This window comes from Streptomyces sp. NBC_01317 (assembly GCF_035961655.1).
GTDB lineage: Bacteria > Actinomycetota > Actinomycetes > Streptomycetales > Streptomycetaceae > Streptomyces.
In genome coordinates, this window is sequence record NZ_CP108393.1 from 4,130,808 (window position 1) to 4,154,025 (window position 23,218).

Genomic DNA, 23,218 nt, shown 5'->3' on the forward strand with positions numbered 1-23,218 from the left:
AGGCACGCTTCATTCCCGGGCCCTCGCGCCCGGCCGTCGCGGCCCTGTCGCCGGGTACGCGAGAGGGCCCGTACCTCTCGGTACGAGCCCTCGGCAGAACCGAAGCCCTCAGCCGTACATCCGCCTCATCGCGAAGTCCACCATCTGCTCGACCGCCTTCGCGTCGAACACCATCCGGTGGTCCCCCTCCATGTCGAGCACGAAGCCGTACCCCGTCGGCAGCAGGTCGATCACCTCCGCGCCCGTGATCACGAAGTACTTCGACTCCTTGCCCGCGTACCGGCGCAGCTCCTTGAGCGTGCTGAACATCGGGATCACCGGCTGCTGCGTGTTGTGCAGCGCCAGGAACCCCGGGTTGTCGCCGCGCGGACAGTAGACCTTCGACGTCGCGAAGATCTGCTGGAAGTCCTCGGCCGACAGCGACCCGGTCGTGAACGCCCGCACGGCGTCACCCAGCGACGGAGGCGATGGTTCCGGATACAGGGGCTGCTCGCCGTACCCGCCGACACCGACACCGCCCATCGGCTGCTGCGGCTGCTGCTGCGGGTGCGCGTACTGCTGCTGAGCGCCCGGGGTCTGGTCGTAGCCGTACATGACCGCAAGAGTACTGAGAATCAGCGCCCGCAGGGGCCCGGTCCGCCTCTGGATGCCCCTCGATGCTCCCCGGCGCCTCCCCGATGCCCCTGGACGCCCCCGAGCGCCCCCCGGTCGGCCTCGTCACAGAAGTCCGGACGGGGTTGCATCTTATTACCCATGGGTAGCATCATCGGAGCTACCAACTGGTACCTGTCTGAGGAATCCGCCTCCCCGAGCCTTACGGAGCAGTCGCCATGGGGCACTACAAGTCGAATCTCCGCGACATCGAGTTCAACCTCTTCGAGGTCCTCGGGCGCGACAAGCTCTACGGCACGGGTCTGTTCGCGGAGATGGACGTGGACACGGCCAAGACCATCCTCGGCGAGATCGCCCGCCTGGCGGAGAACGATCTGGCCGCGTCCTTCGCCGAGGGCGACCGCACCCCGCCCGTCTTCGACCCGGAGACCCACACCGCCCCGGTCCCCGCGGCCTTCAAGAAGAGCTACCAGGCGTTGATGGACGCCGAGTACTGGCGGCTGGGCCTGCCCGAGGAGATCGGCGGCACGACCGCCCCCCGCTCCCTGATCTGGGCGTACGCGGAGCTGGTGCTCGGCGCCAACCCGGCGGTGTGGATGTACACGTCGGGCCCGGCCTTCGCCGGCATCCTCTTCGAGGAGGGCAACGAGGCCCAGAAGAAGGTCGCCGCGCTCGCGGTCGAGCGGCAGTGGGGCTCCACGATGGTCCTCACCGAGCCGGACGCGGGCTCGGACGTCGGCGCGGGCCGCACGAAGGCCGTCCAGCAGGACGACGGCACGTGGCACATCGAGGGCGTGAAGCGCTTCATCACGTCCGGCGAGCACGACATGTCGGAGAACATCCTCCACTACGTCCTCGCCCGCCCCGAGGGCGCGGGACCCGGCACGAAGGGCCTGTCCCTCTTCCTCGTACCGAAGTACGAGTTCGACTGGGAAACCGGCGAGCTGGGCGAGCGCAACGGCGTGAAGGCCACGAACGTCGAGCACAAGATGGGCCTCAAGGCGTCCAACACGTGCGAGATGACCTTCGGCGACGGCCGCCCCGCGCGGGGCTGGCTCATCGGGGACAAGCACGACGGCATCCGCCAGATGTTCCGCATCATCGAGTTCGCCCGGATGATGGTCGGTACGAAGGCCATCGCCACGCTCTCCACCGGCTACCTGAACGCGCTGGAGTACGCCAAGGAGCGCGTCCAGGGCCCCGACCTCGCGCAGTTCATGGACAAGGCCGCGCCCAAGGTCACCATCACGCACCACCCCGACGTGCGCCGCTCGCTCATGACGCAGAAGGCGTACGCGGAAGGCATGCGCGCCCTCGTCATGTACACCGCGTCGGTGCAGGACGAGATCGCCCTCAAGGAGGCCGCGGGCGAGGACGTCAAGGCGCTCGCCGGGCTCAACGACCTGCTGCTGCCCATCGTCAAGGGGTACGGCTCCGAGCGGTCGTACGAACAGCTCGCGCAGTCGCTCCAGACGTTCGGCGGCTCGGGCTACCTCCAGGAGTACCCGGTCGAGCAGTACATCCGGGACGCCAAGATCGACACCCTCTACGAGGGCACCACCGCCATCCAGGGCCAGGACTTCTTCTTCCGGAAGATCGTCCGCGACCAGGGGCAGGCGCTGAACACCCTCGCCGAGGAGATCAAGAAGTTCCTCGCCGTCTCCACGGGCGGTACGGACCTGGCGCCGGCCAGGGACGCGCTCGCCAAGGCCGCCGTCGACCTGGAGGCGATCGTCGGCCGGATGCTGGCGGACCTCACCGCCACCGGCGAGGACGTCAGGAACATCTACAAGGTCGGGCTCAACACCACACGCCTGCTGATGGTCTCGGGTGACGTGGTCGTCGCGTACCTGCTGCTGCGCGGCGCGGCCGTCGCGGCGGAGAAGCTGGAGACGGCGGCGGCGAAGGACGTGGCGTTCTACCAGGGCAAGATCGCGGCGGCGAAGTTCTTCGCGGCGAACGTGCTGCCCGGGGTGTCGGCGCAGCGCACACTCGCGGAGTCGGTGGACAACTCGCTGATGGAGCTGCCCGAGTCGGCGTTCTGAGCGCATCCGGGCACACCAGGCAGGCCGACCGCTGGACGCCTCCCCCCGGGGAGGCGTCCAGCGGCGCGTCCGGGTCCTCCGGCCGCTCACGACCGGCTCCCCGCCCCCGTACCCACCCCGCATTCTCCCCGTAACAACCTGGGGCGATCCCACTGTCACGCCCCGTCGTTATGGTGAACCCCATGAGCACTTCCGCCCGCTTCGACCGCGGCCACACCGACGACCTCATGTCCTTCCTCGCGGCCAGCCCCTCGCCGTACCACGCGGTGGCCAACGCTGCGGAGCGGTTGGAGAAGGCCGGGTTTCGGCAGGTGGCGGAGACGGACGCCTGGGACGGGACGACGGGCGGGAAGTTCGTCCTGCGCGGTGGCGCGATCATCGCCTGGTTCGTACCGGAGGACGCCCGTCCGCACACCCCGTTCCGGATCGTCGGCGCGCACACCGACTCGCCGAACCTGCGGGTCAAGCCCCTTCCCGACACCGGTTCGTACGGCTGGCGGCAGATCGCCGTCGAGATCTACGGCGGGACGCTGCTCAACACCTGGCTCGACCGCGACCTCGGACTGGCGGGCCGTATCACCCTGCGCGACGGCTCGAACCGGCTCGTGAACGTCGACCGCGCGCTGCTGCGGGTCCCCCAACTCGCCGTCCACCTGGACCGGTCGGTGAACACGGAGGGCCTCAAGCTCGACAGACAGCGCCACATGCAGCCGATCTGGGGGCTCGGCGAGCCCGAGGAGGGCGACCTGATCCGTTTCGTGGCGGAGGAGACCGGCGTCGAGGCCGACGACATCACCGGCTGGGACCTCATGCCGCACGCCATCGAGCGCCCCTCGTACCTGGGCCGCGACGAGGAGCTGGTGGCGGGACCCCGGATGGACAACCTCCTGTCCGTGCACGCTGCGACGGCGGCCCTGGCCGCGGTCGCCGGCCCCGGCGGCGGCGTCCTCCCCCACATCCCCGTCCTCGCCGCCTTCGACCACGAGGAGAACGGCTCACAGTCGGACACCGGCGCGGACGGCCCGCTGCTGGGTACGGTGCTGGAGCGCTCGGTGCTCTCCCGGGGCGGTACGTACGAGGACCGCGCGCGGGCCTTCGCCGGTACGGTCTGCCTGTCGTCGGACACGGGCCACGCCGTGCACCCCAACTACGGCGACCGCCACGACCCGACGCACCGGCCGCGCCCCAACGGCGGCCCGATCCTCAAGGTCAACGTCAACATGCGCTACGCGACGGACGGCAGCGGCCGGGCGGTGTTCGCGGCTGCCTGTGAGAAGGCGGGGGTGCCGTGGCAGTCGTTCGTCTCCAACAACTCGATGCCGTGCGGCACGACGATCGGCCCGATCACCGCAGCCCGGCACGGCATCCAGACGGTCGACATCGGCGTGGCGATCCTGTCGATGCACAGCGCCCGCGAACTGTGCGGCGCGGACGACCCGTACATGCTGGCCAACACGCTGGTCGCCTTCCTGGAGGGCTGAGCGAGGACCGAGCCCGGGAGCCCCTCCCCGCAAGACGAACTTCCGCCTCCCGCATGGCTGTTCCGGACCGGGGTACCCGAGGCACAGGCCCGGAACGGCCAACTGTCAACGGTCAACAGGAGGCGGAATTCATGGGCATCGGTGGATGTATCGGACTCATCGGCGTAGGAGCCATCCTCACGTTCGCGACCGACTGGCACTCCGACAGCGTGAACGTCGACCTGGTCGGCCTGATCATGATGGCGGTGGGCATCATCGGCATAGCCACCTTCACCAGCATCGCCCGCCGCAGGCGCGCCGTGGTCGCCCCCACGGTGGTCCAACAGGACGACCGCAGGGGCTTCTGACCCAGGCCCCTGGCTCGGGGGCGGCTGTGGCCAAGCCCCCAGCGCCTATCCGGGCGCACCGCTCCGGCTCCGAGCGCTCCCGGTGGTTGTCGCCGCCTGACCCCACAGACAGCCACGCGTCGCTCGGACACGCCCCGCCGGTACTTCGTCGGCGGGGCGTGTCTGTGTGCAGGGAGAGCGGCCGAGGCCCCGAAAGCGGACGACGTCGACGCCGCCACCGAGGTCAGAGAAGCGCCCTGGTGACCCGCTGCTTCAGCCGCTCGTCGATGAGGCTTTCCACCGTGCGCCACATGGCGTCGGTGACCTCTTCGGTCTGCAGTTCGCCGATGTCGGCGGTGGTACGGAAAAGGAATCGGAAGTCGAAGTGCTGGTGGGCGGGCTCGTCCTTGGCGGGGTTGGCGTCGATGGGGTGGACGTCGATGTGCAGCGGGGTCTCGCTGTGCGGGGTGACGGCGTAGGGCGGGATGCCGGTCTCTTCGGCGAGTTCACGGCCGGCGGTTTGCAGGAGCGTGTGGTCGGAGGACTCGATGTGGCCGCCGGGCAGCAGCCATGTCCCGGTGGCGTTGTGGAGGATGTGCAGGACACGGCCGTCGCGGCCGACGAGGATCGCGCCTGCCGTGACGTGTCCCGGCAGGGACTCACGGCTGGTGAGGTCGTCGCCGCTGTCGAGGAGGCCCTGAACGATGTCGATCTCGTGCTTGTCCTCGGGGTGCTGGTCGAGGTACGCGGTGAGGGTGGTGCGGATGTGGTTGGCCGTGATGGGCATGGTGATCACCTGTTGAAGTAGGAGAGCCAGGTCGCCGCGATGGCCTCGCGGTCGGATGCGGGGACCTCGTGGATGCCAGGTGCGAGATCTCTGCGGGTGAGCATCCTGATCGCGGCGAGGATTTCGGCCTGGATCAGGAAGATGAACGGCCCAACGCTCGCGCCGTGGATGAAGTTGACCGCATTGCCGCCGTTGGCCAGATAGAAGTAATGGCCGATGGTTTGGAAGCGGGTGATGTGGTCGCCGACGACCGTGCGGGTGTAGACGTCCGGTAGGCCTGCGAGGTCGAGCTCGTCCTCGCTGGAGGTGACAGTGGCGACGTAGGCGCCATTGCGCAGGTGGGAAAAGTCTTCGCCGCGCAGGGAGACCGCGCCGGTCGCGCAGAGCACCAGGCCGGCACCGGTGAGCGCGCTCTCGCGGTCGCGGGCGACGGTGAAGCCCTGGGACAGGGCTTGGGTACGCCGTACGGGGTCGATGTCGAAGACGGTGACCTGAACACCCTTGGCATGCAGGAGCCGGGCGATGGAGGAGCCGAGCTTGCCGAAGCCGATCACGAGGGCGGGGCGACCATGGAGGATGTCGCCGCGGCCGCGCATGACGGCCTCGGTGGAGAACACGACGGACTGGCCGACGAGGTAGTCCTCGGGGTCCTTGAGCGGGGAGCGGGCCACCGAGATGACGGGGCAGCGCAGTTTGTCGAGAGCTTCGTAGCGGCGATGGCCGTTCTCGGTGTCCTCGACGACGCCGACCAGGCGTCCGGTGAAGTGGCTGTGGAGGTCGGTGAGGGTGGGGGCGAAGTAGCCGCCGACGTCGAGGAGGGAGATGGGTTCCCCGGCGGCCCGGGACTCGAAGTAGTCCAGCGCGGTGTCCGGGTCGGTGAACAGTTCGCGCGTCAGGGTGTCGACAGCGACGGTCCGCTCGGTCTCGCGCTGGGCAGCCGGGTGGACGGACTTCGGCTTGGGCAGCACAGCTGTGAGCCGGGACATCGCGGCAACGGCGCGGACGAATGCCGGGCGCTCGGACAACAGGTGGGTGATCAGGAACGAGGAGGTCAGCTCGTCGGGGGCGAACTGGGATGCGATCCGGGCGAAGTAGGCGTCCAGCCTCGCGCGTTCGAAGGTTTCCATGGCAGTTCCCTCTCATCCGTACAACCGGGGCCTTGCAGGAGGTTCCGGGCGGCACGCGAGACCACTGGCCGAAGCTTGGGGCCGGGGCGAGCACGCCGTAGACGTCCGGCAAGGCCAACGCGTCCAGGAGACCGATGAAGGCCACAGAATCGGCGTCGGCACTCGCCTCGCGGTCGGTGAAGACCCCGGACAGCTCAAGCTCGTGGCTGCGGCAGTACTCGGCGAGCGAGGCGACCAGCGCCGCCCGCCGGGTTTCGGAGACGCGCACCAGCCGCAGAAAACCGTAGACGACAGGCCCACTGACCGGGCGATGTTCCGTGAGGGGTTGCATGCGGGGGACCGTCCAGAGGGTCGGCACGTGGTGACGATCCTGAGCATGGAGGTTGCCGGACTTCCGGCCAATCACCCTCCGTTCTACTTCCGTTCCACTTTTGTCCCGCCCCTTACACGTGTCTGCTTCGATGACGGTGGAAGGGAGTGAGCGTGGCGACCGTGCACCACTGGACCGGCCTGGAGGCCAGGGCACTGCGTCTCGCCCTGCGCTTCAGTGTGCGGGCCTTTGCCGAGCACCTCGGCGTGGCCGTCGCGACGGTCTCGAAGTGGGAGAGCAAGCGTGCCGAAACCGAGCCCAGACCCGACACCCAGGCCATCCTCGACACGGCCCTAGGACGCGCGGACGCCCACGCCCACCTGCGCTTCGAGACACTCCTGTCCGAGATGGCGGGCACCGTGCAAGGCGCCGGACGGCGCGTCACCGCCGTCGGTCCCCGAGCCTGGGAGTACGAATCGTGGGCCGATGACCTGGACCGTGTCGTGGTCGCTCTCTCCCGTCAGAACTTCGTCTTCGCCGACAGCCTGCTCAGCCGCTGGTTGGTGCGGTTCAACGCCCAAAGACTGGATGAGAAGGGCCTGTACCTCTTCGCTCGCTCGACGGCGCTGCTCGGGGATCTCAAACGTGACCAAGGGGTGGTGCTCGGCCCACTCTCCGCCCAGCACTCCTACGTTGGAGCTCGCGCGGTCTTCACCCAGCTCGACATCCCGCGTCGTGTCGCCCAGCTCGACCTCTCCCTCGCGGTGATCACGGAAATGTCCGGCAGGCTGGAGGTTGCCGCCCGCCATTACGAAACGCTCGCGGTTGACGACCGGCTCTCCCGCCGGGACCGCGCCAGGGCCCGCCTGTGGGTGGGTACGGCGCTGAGCAAGAACGGTCGCCACGACTACGCGACCCGCGTCATGCGGGCCGCGACCCGCGACTTCGAGGACCTCACCGAACCCGACGACTGGTCGGTCGCTCACCAGAAACTCGCCCTCGCCCGCCGTGGCGCCGGCGACCTCACCCAAGCCCTGTACTTCATCGACATCGCCCGCAGCAGCGGGGCCACCGACTCTCCGATGCAACGCGTACGGCTGGACACCGCTCACGGCCACATCCTGCTCTCCGACGCGGCGACCCGGGATGATGGACACCACGTCCTCGATCGGGCCACCCGCGCGGCCGCGCAGTACGGACTCGTACACCAACTGCGCAGTATCGAGGGCGTCAAGGCCATGAACGAGGGGCCGACCGGGCCCCGGCGACGGTGACCAGGGAGAAACGTGTGAGAGACAACCAGCAGGCCATCACGGAGGACCAGTGGCGCCGGGCCGCGCTCATCTGGGACTACCACCAGATGCATCACCGGCTTCGGCCGGTCGACGTGGCGATCGGGCTGGGCAGCCACGACTTGGGCGTCGCCACCCACTCCGTCGAGTTGTACCGCGCCAGGCTGTTTCCGACTCTCGTTTTCACCGGCGGCAACAGCCCCACCACCGCCAAGGTCTTCCCGCGCGGTGAGGCCGTCCACTTCCGCGAGCACGCCATCGGCCTCGGCGTCCCCGCCGAGGCGATCCTGCTGGAACCGGAGGCCGGCAACACAGGGCAGAACATCACTCTCTCCCGAGAAGTCCTCGCCGCTGCCGGCATCACCCCGGCGACGGTGCTGCTGGTCTCCAAGCCCTACATGGAACGGCGGTCGTTCGCGACCGCCCGAAAGCTGTGGCCCGACGTCGAGATCCTCTGCGCGTCGGAGCCCCTGGAGTTCGATGACTACGTGAAGTCCATCGGCGACGAGAAGCTCGTCCTGGACATGCTCGTCGGCGACCTCCAGCGGGTCATCGAGTATCCGAAGCTCGGATTCGCCATCGAGCAGGAGGTCCCGGAGGACGTCCATGGAGCGTACGAATCCCTCATCCAGGATGGCTTCACCAGCCGTCTCATCTCTTCCTGACCTGCCCCGACCGGGCGGGCTGTGCGCAATTCACCAGCCCAATCTGTTCCCGAGACTGACCACACTGGCGAAGCTGTTCGCGGCGGACTACTGGATCGTCCTGGACGATGTGCAGTTCACCCGCCGCGACTACCAGCACCGAGCCCGCCTCGGTGCCCTCGATGGGCCGAACCGTTCGCAGTGGCTCACCGTTCCCACACGCCTTCCCCACGGACGGCCGACCCTGATCAGGGACGCGTTGATCGATGATCCGGACCGGACCCGCCGGAAGACCGCCGGGATGCTGCGGCAGCACTACGGAGGGAGCACACACTGGCCGGTACTCACACAGGCCATGGACCCCGTACTGAACGCCTTCGGCACCGGCAGGACCGCGATCGTCGCCAAGACCTCCACCCGCGTTCTGCTCGACATCCTCGGCTGGCAGGGCCAGATCCTCACAAGCAGCGATCTGCCTTCCCGCCCGGGACGCTCCCAGAGGCTCGCCGATCTCTCCGCCGTAACCGGAGCCCGCGCGTACGTGTGCGGGACCGGTGGCATGACCTACCTCGACCCGGCACCGTTCGCCGCCGACGGCATCGCCGTCGTACCGTTCCGGCCGCCGACGACCACCATGTGGTCCTCCAGCCGACGGCTCAGTGCCATGTGGGCGTTGGCGGCACTCGGCCCGCGAGATCTGGCCGCGTGCCTGCGGAGAGTTGCCTTGGATCACGGCCTTCTGCCGCCGCAGTGAACGCGATCAGGGCGCACCGTTGTGACCGCCCGGCTGACAACCCGCTCAGGCGCCCGTCTCCGGGTGGGCGGTGTCCATTCCGGCCAGGACCAGGGCGAGGCGGGAGGTGCCCTCGGTGGTCACGCGGACCGGGACGCCCCAGTCCTGTTGGTGGACGTGGCAGGCCGGGTATTCGTTCGACGGGTCGTCGTCGCAGGACGCTGCCATCGCGGAGACGTGCAGGACGCCTTCCGTGGCGGCGTCGGACAGGACCAGGGCGCGGTGGAGGTCCGTGCCGGCGCCGGAGCCGTCCGCCAGGAGTTCGGGCGGGGTCGCGGAGACGAGCAGGCGGGTCGACGGGCCGTAGCGGGTGTCGAGTTTCTGGCCGGACGGGGCCGTGAAGACGATGTCCAACCGGAGCGCCCCCGGGGCGACTTCGGTGGCCGCGCGCTGGGTGCGGTGGGCGACGGACTCGACCCGTACGGCCTCGTCGGGCAGCCGCAGCCGGGTCAGCCGGTGGCGTGCGGACTCCACCACGACGATGTCCTCGCCGACCAGCACGGCGGCGGAGGGCTCGCGCAGGTCCGTGGCGAGCGTCGTCACCTCACCCGTCGCCGGATCGAAGCGGCGCAGGGCGTGGTTGTACGTGTCCGAGACCGCGACGGAGCCGTCCGGTAGCGCGGTGACCCCCAACGGGTGCTGGAGCAGGGCCTGTTCGGCGGGGCCGTCGCGGTGGCCGAAGTCGAAGAGGCCGGTGCCGACCGCCGTGTGTACGGTGAAGTCCTCTGTTGCCGGAGTTCGTTCCACGTAGCGCAGCGCGCTCGTCTCCGAGTCCGCCGCCCACAGCCGGTCCCCGGCCGCCGCGAGCCCCGAAGGCTGCGCGAACCACGCCTCGGCGGCGGGGCCGTCCACCAGCCCCTCGTTCGTGGTGCCGGCCGCCACCTCGACGGTCCCGGTCGCCGGGTCGTACGTCCACAGCTGGTGCACGCCGGCCATCGCGATCCACACCCGGTCCGCCCACCACGCGACGTCCCACGGCGAGGAGAGGTCCACCTCCAGGGCGGGCCCCGAGGTCGGCGAGCCCTGCCACCACTGCCGCCCGGTCCCGGCGACGGTTTTGATCTCGCCACTGACCGGGTCGTACGTACGCAGCGCGTGGTTCACGGTGTCGGCGACGATCACCGTGCCGTCCGGCAGCAGCGCCAGCCCCTGTGGCTCGCTGAACGAATCCGGCCCGAACCCGCGCCCGCCGGTCCCGATCCGCCGTACGACGGTCTCGCCGTCCGGCTCCAGCTCGACCAGCTGGTGGCGGGTGGAGTCGGACACGAGGAAGTTCCCGCTCCCCGGCAGCACCACTGCCTTCCCGGGGAACCGCAGATCCGTGGCCACGGCCTCGGGCGCCACATACGGCCCGTCCCCGCGCCGCAGCGTCCCCTTGGCCGCGTGCTCCGCCTCCAGCTCCTCCACGAGCTTCTGGATGGCGTGCGCGTGCCCCTCGCCCGCGTGCTGCGCGACGACGTACCCCTCGGGATCGATCACGACCAGCGTCGGCCACGCCCGCACGGCGTACTGCTTCCAGGTCGCCAGCTCGGGGTCGTCCAGGACGGGGTGGTGCACCTCGTACCGCTCGACGGCGTCGACCACCGACTGGTGCTCGGCCTCGTGCACGAACTTCGGCGAGTGCACCCCGATGATCACCACCGTGTCCCGGTGCTTCTCCTCCAGCTCCCGCAGCTCGTCCAGGACGTGCAGGCAGTTGATGCAGCAGAACGTCCAGAAATCGAGAACGACGATACGTCCCCGCAGGTCGGCGAGGGTGTAAGAGGTGTCACCCGTATTCAGCCACCCACCCTTCCCGACCAGCTCGGGAGCGCGGACACGGACACGGCGCGGGGCCGGGGAAACATCGTTCATGTGTCAAGGGTGCCATTTAGGCCCGGGACCCTCTCGACCGGGAGGGCGGGTGCCGCTTACCTTCTCGGGATGCGAACTGGGGAGCTGCTCGGGACGGGCAGAAGCGCGGACGTGTACGCGTACGGCGAGGGGTGGGTGCTCCGGCGCTACCGGGTCGGGCTGGACGCCGGCCACGAGGCGGTGGTCATGGGGCATCTGCGGGAGCACGGCTATCCGGTGCCGCGCGTCCGGCCGCCCCGGCCCGAGGTGCCCCGGGAGCTGGTGATGGAGCGGCTGTCGGGGCCGACGATGCTGGAGACGCTGGTGCGCGGCGAGACGACTCCCGAGGCGATGGGTACGGAGCTGGCCGGGCTGCTGCGGCGGCTGCACGCGGTGCCGGCGCGGGTCGGGGCCCGGCCCGGGGACCGGGTGCTGCATCTCGACCTCCACCCCGACAACGTGATGCTCACGCCGGGCGGACCCATGGTGATCGACTGGAGCAACACCGAGGAGGGCGCGCCCGGCCTCGACCTGGCGATGTCCGCTCTCATCCTGGCGCAGGTCGCGGTGAGCGGCGCGCCCCTCGCCGGCGGCGCGGGGGCGGGGCTGGTGGCGCTGCTGCGGGCAGCGGGGCGGGTGGACGGGCCGGGCGAGTCCTTCGAGAGCCTCCTCCTGGACGTACAGGAGCGGCGCGCCGCCAATCCCACCCTCTCCGACGGGGAACGGGAACAGCTGGACGAGGCGGTGACTCTGCTGCGTCACCGGTACGACGCGGTGGTCCCCGGGTAGGCGTTCCGCATGAAATATCTCGTGCGCGACAAGATCTTCGCGATCGGCGACGACTACTGGATCGAGGACGAGGACGGCCGCAAGGCCTTCCTCGTCGACGGGAAGGCGATGCGGCTCCGCGACACGCTGGAGCTGAAGGACGCCGACGGACGCGTGCTGATCACGCTGCGGCAGAAGCTGGTCAGCCTGCGGGACACGATGACGCTGGAGCGGGACGGCGAGACGCTCGCGACCATCCGCAAGAAGCGGTTGTCGCTGCTGCGCAACCACTACCGGGTGAGCCTCGCCGACGGCTCCGGCCTGGAGGTCAGCGGCCGCATCCTGGACCGGGAGTTCGCGGTCGAGTACGACGGCGAGTTGCTGGCGGACATCTCGCGCCGCTGGCTGCGGGTACGGGAGACGTACGGCGTGGAGGTCGTACGGGACGACTCGGACCACGCCCTGCTCCTCGCGGTGGCGGTGTGCGTGATCCGGATGGCGGAGAAGGAGCGGGAGGACGGGTGACGGGGGACGGATGTCGGATGACGGGGGAAGAGTGACGGCGAACGGCTGAGGCTGCGGGCTGCGGGCTGCGGGCTGCGGGCTGCGGGCTGCGGGGCACGCTCAGTCGCGTACCGGCGGGACCGCCAGCCCCAGCCGCCGGTCCTTCAGCGCCGGGAACTCCTCGCGCGTCACCGCCACCCGCGCCAGGTCCAGGTCGACCGTCAGGACCTCCTCGCCGTCCCCCGCCTCGGCCAGCACCTCGCCCCACGGGTCCACGACCACGCTGTGCCCCGCCTGCTCCACGCCCGCATGGGTCCCCGCCGTCCCGCAGGCCAGGACGTACGACTGGTTCTCCACCGCGCGGGCCCGCGCCAGCAGCGACCAGTGCGCGCGCCGCCTCGCGGGCCAGCCGGCCGGGACGACGAGCACCTGCGCGCCCGCGTCGACCAGACCCCGGAAGAGTTCGGGGAAGCGCAGGTCGTAGCAGGTGGCGAGGCCGATCGTGGGGTCGCCGATCGTGGGGTCCGGGAGCGCCACGGTGACCAGCTCGGCGCCCGCGTCCATCAGCGTCGCCTCGCCCTTGTCGAAGCCGAAGCGGTGGATCTTGCGGTACGTACGGACCAGCTCGCCGGCGGGGGAGATCACCAGCGAGGTGTTGAACAGCCGGTCGGAACCCCCGTCCCGGACCCGCTCCACGATGGACCCCGCGTGCAGCCAGACCCCCGCGTCACGCGCCGCCGCCGACATCGCCTCGAACGTCGGCCCGTCCGGCGTTTCCGCCTCCACGGCAAAAAGTTCGTACGCGAATGCCCCCATGGGCCACAGTTCCGGCAGCACCACCAGGTCCGCGCCGCGCTGTTCACGTACCAGCGCCGCCACCCGCCGTCTGCGGGATTGGACCGATTCGTCCGGGTCTACTGCGATCTGGAGGAGAGAGGCGCGCACAGTACCACCGTCCTGGCATGAGAGCCGTCAACACGGGCCTACGATCGTCACACGAAAGCACTGCCGGGGTGCCATCGGGCAGCGTAACTTAGCTGCCGAGCCTCCCACGCAGCCCGCAGACCGCAGCCAGCAAGCAAGCCAGCCCGCGTACCGCAGAACCGCCGAGGGGTCCCGTGACCGTCCATCCCAGCCTTCAAAACTACGCCGATGCCTGGACCCACTCCATCGAGGCCATAGTCGAGCTGGTGCAGCCGCTCGTCGAGGGCGAATGGAACTGGCGCACACCGTGCCCCGCGTGGTCCGTACGCGATGTCGTCTCGCATGTCATCGGCATGGAATCTGAAATGCTCGGGGACCCACGTCCGATCCACTCCCTGCCGCGTGATCTCTACCATGTGCAGAACGAGTTCGCCCGGTACATGGAGATGCAGGTCGACGTGCGGCGGCACCACACCGCGCCGGAGATGACCGCCGAGCTGGAGTACACGATCATCCGCCGCAACCGTCAGCTGCGGAACGAGACCCGCTCGCCCGACACGATGGTCCGGGCCCCTCTCGGCAAGGAGCAGACCCTCGAAACCGCCCTGCGCGGGCGGGCGTTCGACGTCTGGGTCCATGAGCAGGATCTCCGTACGACCCTGAACCGGCCGGGCAACCTCGACTCCCCCGGCGCCCACGTGACCCGGGACGCGCTGCTGGCCGCGCTGCCGAAGGTCGTCGCCAAGGACGCGGGCCTGCCGCCCAATTCGGCGGTGGTCATCGATGTGCACGGCCCGCTGGAGTTCCTGCGGACGGTCCGGGTGGACGCGGACGGCCGCGGCTCGATCGACGGCTCGCCCTCGCTCGGCCCGCTGGTGACGCTGGCGCTGGACTGGGAGACGTACTACCGGCTGGCGTGCGGCCGGGTGCGGTACAACGCGGTGGCGGACCGCGTGAAGATCGACGGCGACCAGGAGCTGGCGGCCGCGATCCTGCGCGAGTTCGCGGTCACGCGCTAGCGGTTCGGGGCAGTCGGTCCGCGAGGCCCCGCACGCCTCACGCGGCCGCGGTCACGCCGGTACGTGCACGGCCTCCACCCGGCTCGCCACCAGCCGCTCCCGCTCCCGCCGTTGCGTACGCGCCCGCAAGCGCAGGATCTGCACCACCCCGAGCGCTTCGAGGACGAAGACGGACGAGAAGGCGATCCGGTAGTCGCCGTCGGTCGCGTCCAGCAGGACACCGACGGCGAGCAGCGTGAACATCGAGGCGACAAAACCGCCCATGTTGACGATTCCGGAGGCCGTGCCCTGACGCTCGGGCGGGTTCGCGGGGCGGGCGAAGTCGAAGCCGATCATCGACGCGGGGCCGCAGGCGCCGAGGACCACGCAGAGCGTGATCAGCAGCCACACCGGCGCGTGCGCGCCCGGGTACCCGAGGGTCGCCGCCCACAGCACCGCCGTCGCGCCGACCGTGCCCAGGGCGAGCGGGATCCTGGCCTCGTGGTGGCGGCCGATGACCTGCCCGTACACCAGCCCGACCACCATGTTGGAGAGCACGACGAGGGTCAGCAGTTCGCCGGCGGAGGCGCGGGACATGCCCTGTGCCTCCACCAGGAACGGCATGCCCCAGAGCAGCAGGAAGATCATCGCGGGGAACTGCCCGGTGAAGTGCACCCACAGCCCGAGGCGGGTGCCGGGCTCGCGCCAGGACTCGGCTATCTGCTCGCGTACGTAGGCCGTTCCGGCGTGCTGGGAGGGCGGCGGCTCGTGGCCCTCGGGGTGGTCCTTGAGGAACAGGAGCAGCAGCACGAGCACCACCACCCCCGCCAGGGAGCTGCCCGCGAAGGTCGTGGTCCAGCCGAGGCCGTGCAGGGTGCGGGAGATGAAGACGGTGGAGACGAGGTTGCCCGCCATCCCGAAGAACGCGGCGACCTGCGCGATCATCGGCCCGCGCCGGGCCGGGAACCACCGGGTGCCGAGCCGCAGGACGCTGATGAACGTCATCGCGTCGCCGCAGCCGAGCAGGGCGCGCGAGGCGAGAGCCGTGCCGTACGACGTCGAGAACGCGAAGCCCAGCTGGCCGACGGTGAAGAGGACCACGCCGAACGTCAGCATCCGCTTCGTGCCGACCCGGTCGACCAGGAGGCCGACGGGTATCTGCATGCCCGCGTACACGAGGAGTTGGAGGATCGAGAAGGTCGAGAGGGCGGAGGCGTTGACGTCGAAGCGGTCCGCCGCGTCGAGGCCGGCGACCCCCAGGCTCGTACGGAAGATGACGGCGACGAAGTAGACCGCGACGCCGATGCCCCAGACGCCCAGGGCGCGGCGCCCGCCCGGCGGGTCGCCCGGCAGGCCGACGGCGGCGGCGCTCACCTGTCCTCACCCCGGACCAGCACCTTGACGCGGCTCACATGGCGGCGGATGCTCCGCGCGGCGCCCTCGGCGTCGCCGGACCTGATGGCGTCGAGGAGTTCGGCGTGCTCCTCGATGCTCTTGGCGACCCGCTCGGGATGGGCCTCCAGCACGGCCACACCCATCCGCAACTGCCGGTCCCTGAGCTGGTCGTAGAGCTTCGACAGGATCTCGTTGCCCGCGTGGCGCACGATCTCCGCGTGGAAGCAGCGGTCGGTGACGGCGAAGGCCGCGAGGTCGCCGATCCTGGCCTTCTCGCGCTGCTCCTCCAGCACCTCCTCCAGCCGGGCGATGAGCCGGGCGGAGGCCGGTACCGCTTTCCGTACGGCGAACTCCTCGACCAGCAGGCGCGTTTCGACGACGTCGGCGATCTCCTGCACGGAGACAGCGAGGACCAGCGCGCCCTTCTTGGGGTAGAGCTTGATCAGCCCCTCCACCTCCAGCTTGAGCAGCGCTTCCCGGACGGGGGTACGGGACACCCCGACGGCCTCGGCGAGTTCGCCTTCGGTGAGGAGGGTGCCGCCCTCGTAGCGGCGGTCGAGGACGGCCTGCTTGAGGTGGCTGTAGACACGGTCGGCGGCGGGCGGCTGCTTGACGGGGGACTGGTCGACGGGGGCGGCGGAAGGCATGCGCACAGCTTAGATACAACAGAGGTGCAACAGAACCTCCGTCCGCATGGCGGACCGCGCACGGCCCCGGCCCCGTCGCCGCCCCCACCCGCCGCGTTCCGCCGAACACCAAACATTCGCAAACTCGTGCGCCTCGTACATCCCTCGGGGATGCTCAGGAGTCACACATCTGGACCCCTCTTTCAGGAGGGCCCGCACACTTCGTTTTTCAACGCATTCGCGAACTCGGAGCGTTTCCTTTGATATCCACCCTCCCGGGCATACGCAAGGCCGCCGTGGTCGCTCTCAGCGCCGGTCTCCTGCTGGCCGCCTCTCCCCTGGCCTCCTCCGCGCAGGCCGCCACCAAACCGACGGTCGGCGGCAAGGGCGCCTTCCTGCTGAACAACTCGTCCAGCGCCACGGTCTTCAGCAAGGCCCCTGACACCAAGCGCCAGATGGCCAGCACCACGAAGATCATGACGGCCGCCGTGGTGCTCAGCACCAAGGGCGTCGACCTCAACAAGAAGGTCACCGTCAAGCAGGCGTACCGCGACTACGTGACGAAGGAGGGCGCGAGCACCGCCGACCTGAGGACCGGCGACAAGGTGACGGTCCGCCAGCTCCTGTACGGGACGATGCTGCCCTCCGGCTGCGACGCGGCGTACGCGCTGGCCGACACGTACGGCACGGGAAGCACCGTCGCCGCCCGCAAGAAGTCGTTCATCTCGAAGATGAACGCGAAGGCCAAGTCGCTCGGCCTCAAGAACACCAAGTTCGACTCGTTCGACGGCATCTCGTCGGGCGGCAACAACTACACGACCCCGCGCGACCTCGCGAAGATCGCGCAGTACGCGATGAAGAACAGCAACTTCCGCGCCGTCGTGAAGGCGACGAAGTACGTGGCCCCCGCGACGACGAGCACGGGCAAGAAGCGCACGTACACCTGGTACAACACCAACAAGCTCCTCGGCTCCTACAAGGGCGCCATCGGCATCAAGACGGGCACCGGCACCGCCGCGGGCCCCTGCCTGGTCTTCGCCGCCACCCGTGGCAGCAAGACGCTGGTGGGTGTGGTCCTGAACGGCTCGGACCGTTACGCGGACGCCGCGAAGCTGCTCGACTACGGCTTCGGCACGAAGACCGCCAAGACAATGAAGCTGCGTACGCTGCCGGCCTCCGCCCAGCAGGACTGACCGCGCGGCACGGCTGATTGACTGGGGCGCCGATCCACTGATCGCGCACCGGTACGGGGGCGGGGCCACGGCGGTGGGCCCGCCCCCTCATGACGAAGAGGGATGACCGGAATGTCGAACGTATCCATCGTGCGGGCGGACGAGGCCGACGCGGACGAGGTGACGTCGGTCCTCTCGGCCGGGTTCCACCAGGACCCCGTGAGCGGCTGGCTCTTCCCGGACGAGGCCGACCGCGTACGGCTGCACCCGGCGTTCTTCCGCCCCTTCGTGGAGCTGACGCTCGCCGAGGGCGCGATCTGGACGACCCCCGACCGCGCGGCCGTGGCGCTCTGGCTGCCGGTCGACGTCACGGCGCACGGCGACGAGCCGGACCTCAGGTCGCTGTACGAGCCCACGCTCGGCGCGTACCACGCGGAGCGGATCGGGGCGTTCGACGCGCGCTCCTCGGCCAACCACCCGACCCACACGAACCACCAGTACCTGCCGTTCGTCGCCGTACGGCCGGAGCGGCTGGGCGAGGGGCTCGGTACGGCCCTGCTGACCGACCGCCTCGACGACCTCGACCGGCAGGGCGTGCCGTCGTACCTGGAGGCGAGCAACGAGCGCAGCGCGAAACTGTACGCGCGCCTGGGCTACGCCCACTTGGACGTCACCACCGATCTGCCGGACGGGCCGACGCTGTACCCGATGTGGCGAGATCCGGCGCGATCCGGCGCGCTGAGAAGCTGACGCGCCGACGAACCGAACGCATACGGACAGCGGGCCGCGGACGTCGAACGTCCGCGGCCCGCCTGTGTTCCGGTGCCGTCAGGCCCAGGTGATCAGCCTCTTCGGCTGTTCCAGGATCGCGGCGATGTCCGCCAGGACCTTGGAGCCCAACTCGCCGTCGATCAGGCGGTGGTCGAAGGACAGCGCCAGGGTGGTCACCTGGCGGGCCTTGACCTTGCCCTTGTGCACCCAGGGCTGGAGCTTGATCGCGCCGACGGCGAGGATCGCCGACTCGCCCGGGTTGAGGATCGGCGTACCGGTGTCCACGCCGAAGACCCCGACGTTGGTGATGGTCACGGTGCCGCCCTGCATCGCCACCGGCGTCGTCCGGCCCTCGCGGGCCGTGGACACCAGGTCGCCCAGCGCGGCGGCCAGTTGGGGCAGGGTCTTGTCGTGCGCGTCCTTGATGTTCGGGACGAGCAGACCGCGCGGGGTCGCGGCGGCGATGCCCAGGTTCACGTAGTGCTTGACCACGATCTCCTGGCGCGCCTCGTCCCAGGTCGCGTTCACCTCGGGGTGGCGCCTGATCGCGACCAGCAGGGCCTTGGCGATGAGGAGCAGCGGGTTGACCCGCACGCCCGCCATCTCCCTGTCGGCCTTCAGCTCCTCGACCAGCTTCATCGTGCGGGTCACGTCGACGGTGACGAACTCCGTGACGTGCGGCGCGGTGAACGCGCTGCCCACCATCGCCGCCGCCGTGGCCTTCCGTACCCCCTTGACGGGGATACGGGTCTCCCGCGCGCCGGCCGCCGGGACGGGGGGCGCCACAGGAGCGGTCGCGGGTACGGGGGCGGGCGCCTGGACGGGCTCGGCCGGCGCGGTCGCCGCGTGGACGTCCTCGCGGGTGATCACCCCGTCCGGGCCGGTCGGGGTGATCGTCGCCAGGTCCACGCCGAGGTCCTTGGCGAGCTTGCGCACGGGCGGCTTGGCCAGCGGCCGGGTCCGCGCGGGCTCCTGGACCGGTACGGCCGGTGCGGTCGCGTATCCGTTCATCTCCGCCTGTACGGCGGCTGCCGCCGCCCCCTGCTCGGGGACGGACGCGGCGGGGCCCCTGCGGGCGCGGCGCTTGGTGGACGCCTCGGCGACGCCGTACCCGACGAGGACGGGCGTACGACCGGCGGAGGCGGCCGTACCGGTCCCGGCGGAACCGGAACCGGAACCGGAACCGGAAGAGGAAGAGGACGAGGACGAGGCACCCGAGCCCCCGTCAGAAGCGGGCGCCGGAGCCTCCGGAGCCGGCGGGGCCACCGGCTCCGCCCCCCCGCTCCCCGGCGCCACGTCCACCGTGATGATGGACTCCCCGACGTCGACGGTCGTGCCCTCGGCGAAGCGCAGCTCGTGCACCACCCCGTCGTACGGGATGGGCAGTTCGACCGCCGCCTTCGCGGTCTCGACCTCGCACACCACCTGGCCGTCGGTGACGACGTCACCGGGCTGTACGTACCACTTGAGGATCTCGGCCTCGGTGAGTCCCTCGCCCACGTCGGGCATCTTGAACTCGCGATAGCGCGTGGACGTGTCAGCAGTCATGGTCACGGCACTCCTCAGTACGCGAGCGAGCGGTCGACGGCGTCGAGCACCCGGTCCAGGCCCGGGAGGTACTCGTCCTCCAGGCGGGCCGGCGGATACGGCGCGTGGAAGCCGCCGACGCGCAGCACCGGGGCCTCCAGCTGGTAGAAACACCGCTCCGTGATCCGAGCGGCGATCTCCGCGCCCGAGCCGTAGAACACCGGCGCCTCGTGCACGACCACCAGCCGGCCGGTCTTCTCCACCGACGTCTGGACGGTGTCGAAGTCGATCGGGGAGATCGACCGCAGGTCCAGGACCTCCAGCGACTTGCCCTCCTCGGCCGCCGCCGCGGCGGCCTCCAGGCAGACCTTCACCATCGGGCCGTACGCCGCCAGGGTGAGGTCGGAGCCGCTGAGCGCGACCCGCGCCTTGTGCAGCGGGCCCGGGATGGCCTCGGGGTCGACCTCGCTCTTGTCCCAGTAGCGCCGCTTCGGCTCGAAGAAGATCACCGGGTCGTCGCTGAGGATGGCCTGCTGCATCATCCAGTACGCGTCCGACGACGTCGACGGCGAGACGATCTTCAACCCGGCGACGTGCGCGAAGAGCGCCTCGGGGGACTCCGAGTGGTGCTCGACCGCGCCGATGCCACCCCCGTACGGGATGCGGATCACGACGGGCATCTTGATCTTGCCGAGCGCGCGGGCGTGCATCTTCGCGAGCTGCGTGACGATCTGGTCGTACGCGGGGAAGACGAATCCGTCGAACTGGATCTCGACGACCGGGCGGTAGCCGCGCAGCGCGAGGCCGATCGCCGTGCCGACGATGCCCGACTCGGCGAGCGGGGTGTCGATGACCCGGCCCTCGCCGAAGTCCTTCTGGAGCCCGTCCGTCACCCGGAAGACCCCGCCGAGCTTTCCGACGTCCTCGCCCATGATCAGGACCTTGGGATCGGTCTCCAGGGCCTTGCGCAGCGATTCGTTGATCGCCTTCGCGAGAGGAAGCTTCTGTACGGCCATGATCACTTACCCCCCTCGGCGGAGTCGGCTGAATCGGCGAACGACGCCTGGTACGCGGCGAACTGCGCGCGCTCCTCGTCCACGAGCGCGCTCCCGTCCGCGTACACATGGTCGAAGATCGCCAGACGGTCGGGGTCCGGCATGGCCCGTACGGCCTCACGCACCCGCTTGCCGAGCGCCTCGCTCTCCTCCTCCAGACCGGTGAAGTACGCCTCGTCGGCGTGCCCCTCCCGCTCCAGGAGGCGGCGCAGCCGCAGGATCGGGTCCTTGGCCCGCCAGGACTCCGTCTCCTCGTCGGCGCGGTACTTGGTCGGGTCGTCGGACGTGGTGTGGGCGCCCATCCGGTACGTGAACGCCTCGACCAGCATCGGCCCCTCGCCCCGGCGCGCCCGCTCCAGCGCGGAGCGGGTCACCGCCAGACAGGCCAGGACGTCGTTGCCGTCGACCCGGACGCCGGGGAAGCCGTACCCCTGCGCGCGCTGGTAGAGCGGCACCCGCATCTGCTTCTCGGTGGGCTCGGAGATCGCCCACTGGTTGTTCTGGCAGAAGAAGACGACCGGGGCGTTGTAGACCGCGGCGAAGGTGAACGACTCCGCGACGTCGCCCTGGCTGGAGGCGCCGTCGCCGAAGTAGGCGATCACGGCGCTGTCGGCGCCGTCCTTCGCCACCCCCATGGCGTAACCGACGGCGTGCAGGGTCTGCGAGCCGATGACGATCGTGTACAGGTGGAAGTTGTTGGTGCCCGGGTCCCAGCCACCGTGGTTCACGCCGCGGAACATGCCGAGCAGGTTGGTCGGGTCGACTCCCCGGACCCAGGCCACCCCGTGCTCACGGTAGGTGGGGAAGACGTAGTCGTCGTCGTGCAGGGCGCGGCCCGAGCCGATCTGGGCGGCCTCCTGCCCCAGCAGCGACGCCCACAGCCCGAGCTCTCCCTGGCGCTGGAGCGAGGTGGCCTCGGCGTCGAAGCGCCGGGTCAGCACCATGTCCCGGTACAGGCCCCGCAGCTCCTCGGGGGTCAGGTCGATCTCGTATTCCGGGTGCTCCACGCGCTCACCCTCAGGGGTGAGCAGCTGTACGAGCTGGGGCTCGGAACTCTGCTGCTGCGGCGTCCTCCTGGCGCTGGTGCGCTTGGTGCCGCTACTGCGTCGCGGTTTGCGCGGGGCAGTGCTCTCCACGGTCACGTGCGTGCTCCTCCGTCTGTCCGGCCCCCGGGATCCGCCGGGAACCAGTGCGGCTCGCCGCTTCCGTCCGTCCGCACAGGGTGGGTGCGGTCCGGCCGGGATCGGCGTGACAAGTTGCCCCGGCGAGCGCCCTGTCAGAGGCACGTTACCCAGTGGGCGGCATTCCCGCGAAACCCCTTGTGACCTGCGATTTTGCTCGGATATCCAAGTAAATCGAGGGAAGTCGGAAACACCCACTGGTCACAGCCTTGCAGGCCGCCGGAACAACGGCACGTTATCCCGGCGGATCCGTGCCAGGGAAGGGCAGGCGGAGGGTGAGTGTGTGAGACTGATTTATGTGGGTGAAGATGGAAAAATCTCAGTATTCCTGGTCGATGACCACGAAGTCGTGCGCCGCGGTGTCCACGAGTTGCTCTCCGTGGAGCCGGACATCGAGGTGGTCGGCGAGGCGGGCACGGCCGCCGACGCGATGGCGAGGATCCCCGCCACGCGTCCGGACGTGGCGGTGCTCGACGTACGGCTGCCGGACGGCAGCGGGGTCGAGGTCTGCCGCGAGATCCGCTCGCGCGACGAGGGCATCAAGTGCCTGATGCTGACGTCGTTCTCGGACGACGAGGCGCTGTTCGACGCCATCATGGCCGGGGCCTCGGGCTATGTGCTCAAGGCGATCCGGGGCAACGAACTGCTGAGCGCCGTACGGGACGTGGCGGCGGGACGCTCGCTGCTCGACCCGGTGGCGACGGCCCGGGTGCTCCAGCGCCTGCGGGACGGCAGCGGCCCCAAGCCGGACGACAAACTGTCCGGGCTGACGGACCAGGAGCGCAGGATCCTCGACCTGATCGGCGAGGGCATGACGAACCGCGCCATCGGCGAGCAGCTGCACCTCGCCGAGAAGACGATCAAGAACTATGTGTCCAGCCTGCTGTCCAAGCTCGGCATGGAACGGCGCTCGCAGGCCGCGGCGTACGTGGCACGCCTCCAGGCCGAAAGGCACTGATCCGCCCCGATTCCGCCCGGTGCGAGCAGGCCCTTTCGGGACCAACGTCCCGCGGCATCGGGGGCTGCCTCCCCTGGTGAGGGCGGTGC

General features: G+C 69.9%; 23 protein-coding genes. 13 read left to right on the top strand and 10 right to left on the bottom strand.

Going from position 1 to position 23,218, the window contains the following annotated elements; genetic code table 11:
• Window positions 1-108: 108 nt before the first annotated feature.
• Window positions 109-594 (bottom strand): SseB family protein, encoded by a 486-nt coding sequence (locus tag OG349_RS17620; RefSeq protein ID WP_161307010.1) that lies wholly within the window; start codon window positions 592-594, stop codon window positions 109-111.
• Between the two features lie 236 nt (window positions 595-830).
• On the opposite strand from OG349_RS17620, the gene OG349_RS17625 reads away from it, so the two are divergent.
• The 3 genes from OG349_RS17625 (at window position 831) to OG349_RS17635 (ending at window position 4,485) form a co-directional block, all read left to right on the top strand.
• Window positions 831-2,657: an acyl-CoA dehydrogenase gene (locus tag OG349_RS17625; RefSeq protein WP_327235522.1), complete on the top strand. Its 1,827-nt coding sequence runs from the start codon at window positions 831-833 to the stop codon at window positions 2,655-2,657.
• A 182-nt stretch (window positions 2,658-2,839) separates the two neighbouring features.
• Window positions 2,840-4,138 carry a M18 family aminopeptidase gene (locus OG349_RS17630; RefSeq protein WP_327235523.1) on the top strand — a complete coding sequence of 433 codons (1,299 nt, stop codon included), beginning with the start codon at window positions 2,840-2,842 and terminating at the stop codon, window positions 4,136-4,138.
• A 131-nt stretch (window positions 4,139-4,269) separates the two neighbouring features.
• Complete coding sequence (locus tag OG349_RS17635; RefSeq protein WP_327235524.1) at window positions 4,270-4,485, top strand: hypothetical protein; 216 nt, start codon at window positions 4,270-4,272, stop codon at window positions 4,483-4,485.
• A gap of 223 nt (window positions 4,486-4,708) precedes the next feature.
• On the opposite strand, the gene OG349_RS17640 is transcribed toward OG349_RS17635, so the two are convergent.
• The gene (locus OG349_RS17640) at window positions 4,709-5,251 is read right to left on the bottom strand and encodes an NUDIX hydrolase (RefSeq protein ID WP_327235525.1); all 543 of its coding nucleotides are present in this window, start codon (window positions 5,249-5,251) and stop codon (window positions 4,709-4,711) included.
• A 5-nt stretch (window positions 5,252-5,256) separates the two neighbouring features.
• Window positions 5,257-6,378, bottom strand: a complete 1,122-nt coding sequence (locus OG349_RS17645) for an adenosylhomocysteinase (RefSeq protein ID WP_327235526.1) — start codon at window positions 6,376-6,378, stop codon at window positions 5,257-5,259.
• Between the two features lie 134 nt (window positions 6,379-6,512).
• Here OG349_RS17645 and OG349_RS17650 point away from each other — a divergent pair, with 134 nt between their 5' ends.
• The 4 genes from OG349_RS17650 (at window position 6,513) to OG349_RS17665 (ending at window position 9,378) form a co-directional block, all read left to right on the top strand.
• A complete protein-coding gene (locus OG349_RS17650) occupies window positions 6,513-6,665 on the top strand; it encodes a hypothetical protein (protein ID WP_327235527.1) in 153 nt (50 codons plus the stop codon).
• A 196-nt stretch (window positions 6,666-6,861) separates the two neighbouring features.
• Window positions 6,862-7,962, top strand: a complete 1,101-nt coding sequence (locus OG349_RS17655) for a helix-turn-helix domain-containing protein (RefSeq protein ID WP_327235528.1) — start codon at window positions 6,862-6,864, stop codon at window positions 7,960-7,962.
• A 14-nt stretch (window positions 7,963-7,976) separates the two neighbouring features.
• On the top strand, window positions 7,977-8,645 hold the full coding sequence (locus OG349_RS17660) for a YdcF family protein (RefSeq protein WP_327235529.1): 669 nt from the start codon (window positions 7,977-7,979) through the stop codon (window positions 8,643-8,645).
• Complete coding sequence (locus OG349_RS17665) at window positions 8,614-9,378, top strand: WbqC family protein (RefSeq protein WP_327235530.1); 765 nt, start codon at window positions 8,614-8,616, stop codon at window positions 9,376-9,378. The genes OG349_RS17660 and OG349_RS17665 overlap by 32 nt, the downstream gene beginning before the upstream one ends.
• A 45-nt stretch (window positions 9,379-9,423) precedes the next feature.
• Here OG349_RS17665 and OG349_RS17670 read toward each other — a convergent pair whose 3' ends face one another.
• Window positions 9,424-11,271: an NHL domain-containing thioredoxin family protein gene (locus tag OG349_RS17670; protein ID WP_327235531.1), complete on the bottom strand. Its 1,848-nt coding sequence runs from the start codon at window positions 11,269-11,271 to the stop codon at window positions 9,424-9,426.
• 69 nt (window positions 11,272-11,340) lie between these two features.
• Here OG349_RS17670 and OG349_RS17675 point away from each other — a divergent pair, with 69 nt between their 5' ends.
• Both OG349_RS17675 and OG349_RS17680 read left to right on the top strand, forming a co-directional pair.
• A complete protein-coding gene (locus tag OG349_RS17675) occupies window positions 11,341-12,039 on the top strand; it encodes a phosphotransferase family protein (protein ID WP_327235532.1) in 699 nt (232 codons plus the stop codon).
• 9 nt (window positions 12,040-12,048) lie between these two features.
• On the top strand, window positions 12,049-12,543 hold the full coding sequence (locus tag OG349_RS17680) for an LURP-one-related/scramblase family protein (protein ID WP_327235533.1): 495 nt from the start codon (window positions 12,049-12,051) through the stop codon (window positions 12,541-12,543).
• Between the two features lie 99 nt (window positions 12,544-12,642).
• On the opposite strand, the gene OG349_RS17685 is transcribed toward OG349_RS17680, so the two are convergent.
• Window positions 12,643-13,467 (bottom strand): carbon-nitrogen family hydrolase, encoded by an 825-nt coding sequence (locus OG349_RS17685; protein WP_327235534.1) that lies wholly within the window; start codon window positions 13,465-13,467, stop codon window positions 12,643-12,645.
• A 173-nt stretch (window positions 13,468-13,640) separates the two neighbouring features.
• Here OG349_RS17685 and OG349_RS17690 point away from each other — a divergent pair, with 173 nt between their 5' ends.
• Window positions 13,641-14,465, top strand: coding sequence for a maleylpyruvate isomerase family mycothiol-dependent enzyme (locus tag OG349_RS17690; protein WP_327235535.1), 825 nt, complete (start codon window positions 13,641-13,643; stop codon window positions 14,463-14,465).
• Between the two features lie 51 nt (window positions 14,466-14,516).
• Here the strand turns inward: OG349_RS17690 and OG349_RS17695 are convergent, their stop codons facing one another.
• Window positions 14,517-15,818 carry an MFS transporter gene (locus tag OG349_RS17695; RefSeq protein ID WP_327235536.1) on the bottom strand — a complete coding sequence of 434 codons (1,302 nt, stop codon included), beginning with the start codon at window positions 15,816-15,818 and terminating at the stop codon, window positions 14,517-14,519.
• Window positions 15,815-16,486, bottom strand: a complete 672-nt coding sequence (locus OG349_RS17700) for a GntR family transcriptional regulator (protein ID WP_327235537.1) — start codon at window positions 16,484-16,486, stop codon at window positions 15,815-15,817. The genes OG349_RS17695 and OG349_RS17700 overlap by 4 nt, the downstream gene beginning before the upstream one ends.
• A gap of 260 nt (window positions 16,487-16,746) precedes the next feature.
• Between OG349_RS17700 and OG349_RS17705 the strand changes: the two genes are divergently transcribed.
• Both OG349_RS17705 and OG349_RS17710 read left to right on the top strand, forming a co-directional pair.
• Window positions 16,747-17,658, top strand: coding sequence for a D-alanyl-D-alanine carboxypeptidase family protein (locus OG349_RS17705; RefSeq protein ID WP_442806392.1), 912 nt, complete (start codon window positions 16,747-16,749; stop codon window positions 17,656-17,658).
• Window positions 17,659-17,769: 111 nt separating this feature from the next.
• Window positions 17,770-18,387 carry a GNAT family N-acetyltransferase gene (locus OG349_RS17710; RefSeq protein WP_327235539.1) on the top strand — a complete coding sequence of 206 codons (618 nt, stop codon included), beginning with the start codon at window positions 17,770-17,772 and terminating at the stop codon, window positions 18,385-18,387.
• Window positions 18,388-18,465: 78 nt separating this feature from the next.
• Here OG349_RS17710 and OG349_RS17715 read toward each other — a convergent pair whose 3' ends face one another.
• Genes OG349_RS17715 through pdhA form a run of 3 tightly spaced genes read right to left on the bottom strand, consistent with a single transcriptional unit; the run spans window position 18,466 to window position 22,132 of the window.
• Window positions 18,466-19,956 (bottom strand): dihydrolipoamide acetyltransferase family protein, encoded by a 1,491-nt coding sequence (locus tag OG349_RS17715; RefSeq protein ID WP_327235540.1) that lies wholly within the window; start codon window positions 19,954-19,956, stop codon window positions 18,466-18,468.
• A 14-nt stretch (window positions 19,957-19,970) separates the two neighbouring features.
• The gene (locus OG349_RS17720) at window positions 19,971-20,951 is read right to left on the bottom strand and encodes an alpha-ketoacid dehydrogenase subunit beta (RefSeq protein ID WP_327235541.1); all 981 of its coding nucleotides are present in this window, start codon (window positions 20,949-20,951) and stop codon (window positions 19,971-19,973) included.
• Between the two features lie 2 nt (window positions 20,952-20,953).
• Window positions 20,954-22,132, bottom strand: coding sequence for a pyruvate dehydrogenase (acetyl-transferring) E1 component subunit alpha (gene pdhA / locus OG349_RS17725; protein ID WP_327235542.1), 1,179 nt, complete (start codon window positions 22,130-22,132; stop codon window positions 20,954-20,956).
• Between the two features lie 337 nt (window positions 22,133-22,469).
• On the opposite strand from pdhA, the gene OG349_RS17730 reads away from it, so the two are divergent.
• On the top strand, window positions 22,470-23,129 hold the full coding sequence (locus OG349_RS17730) for a response regulator transcription factor (protein WP_327238606.1): 660 nt from the start codon (window positions 22,470-22,472) through the stop codon (window positions 23,127-23,129).
• Window positions 23,130-23,218: the final 89 nt, after the last annotated feature.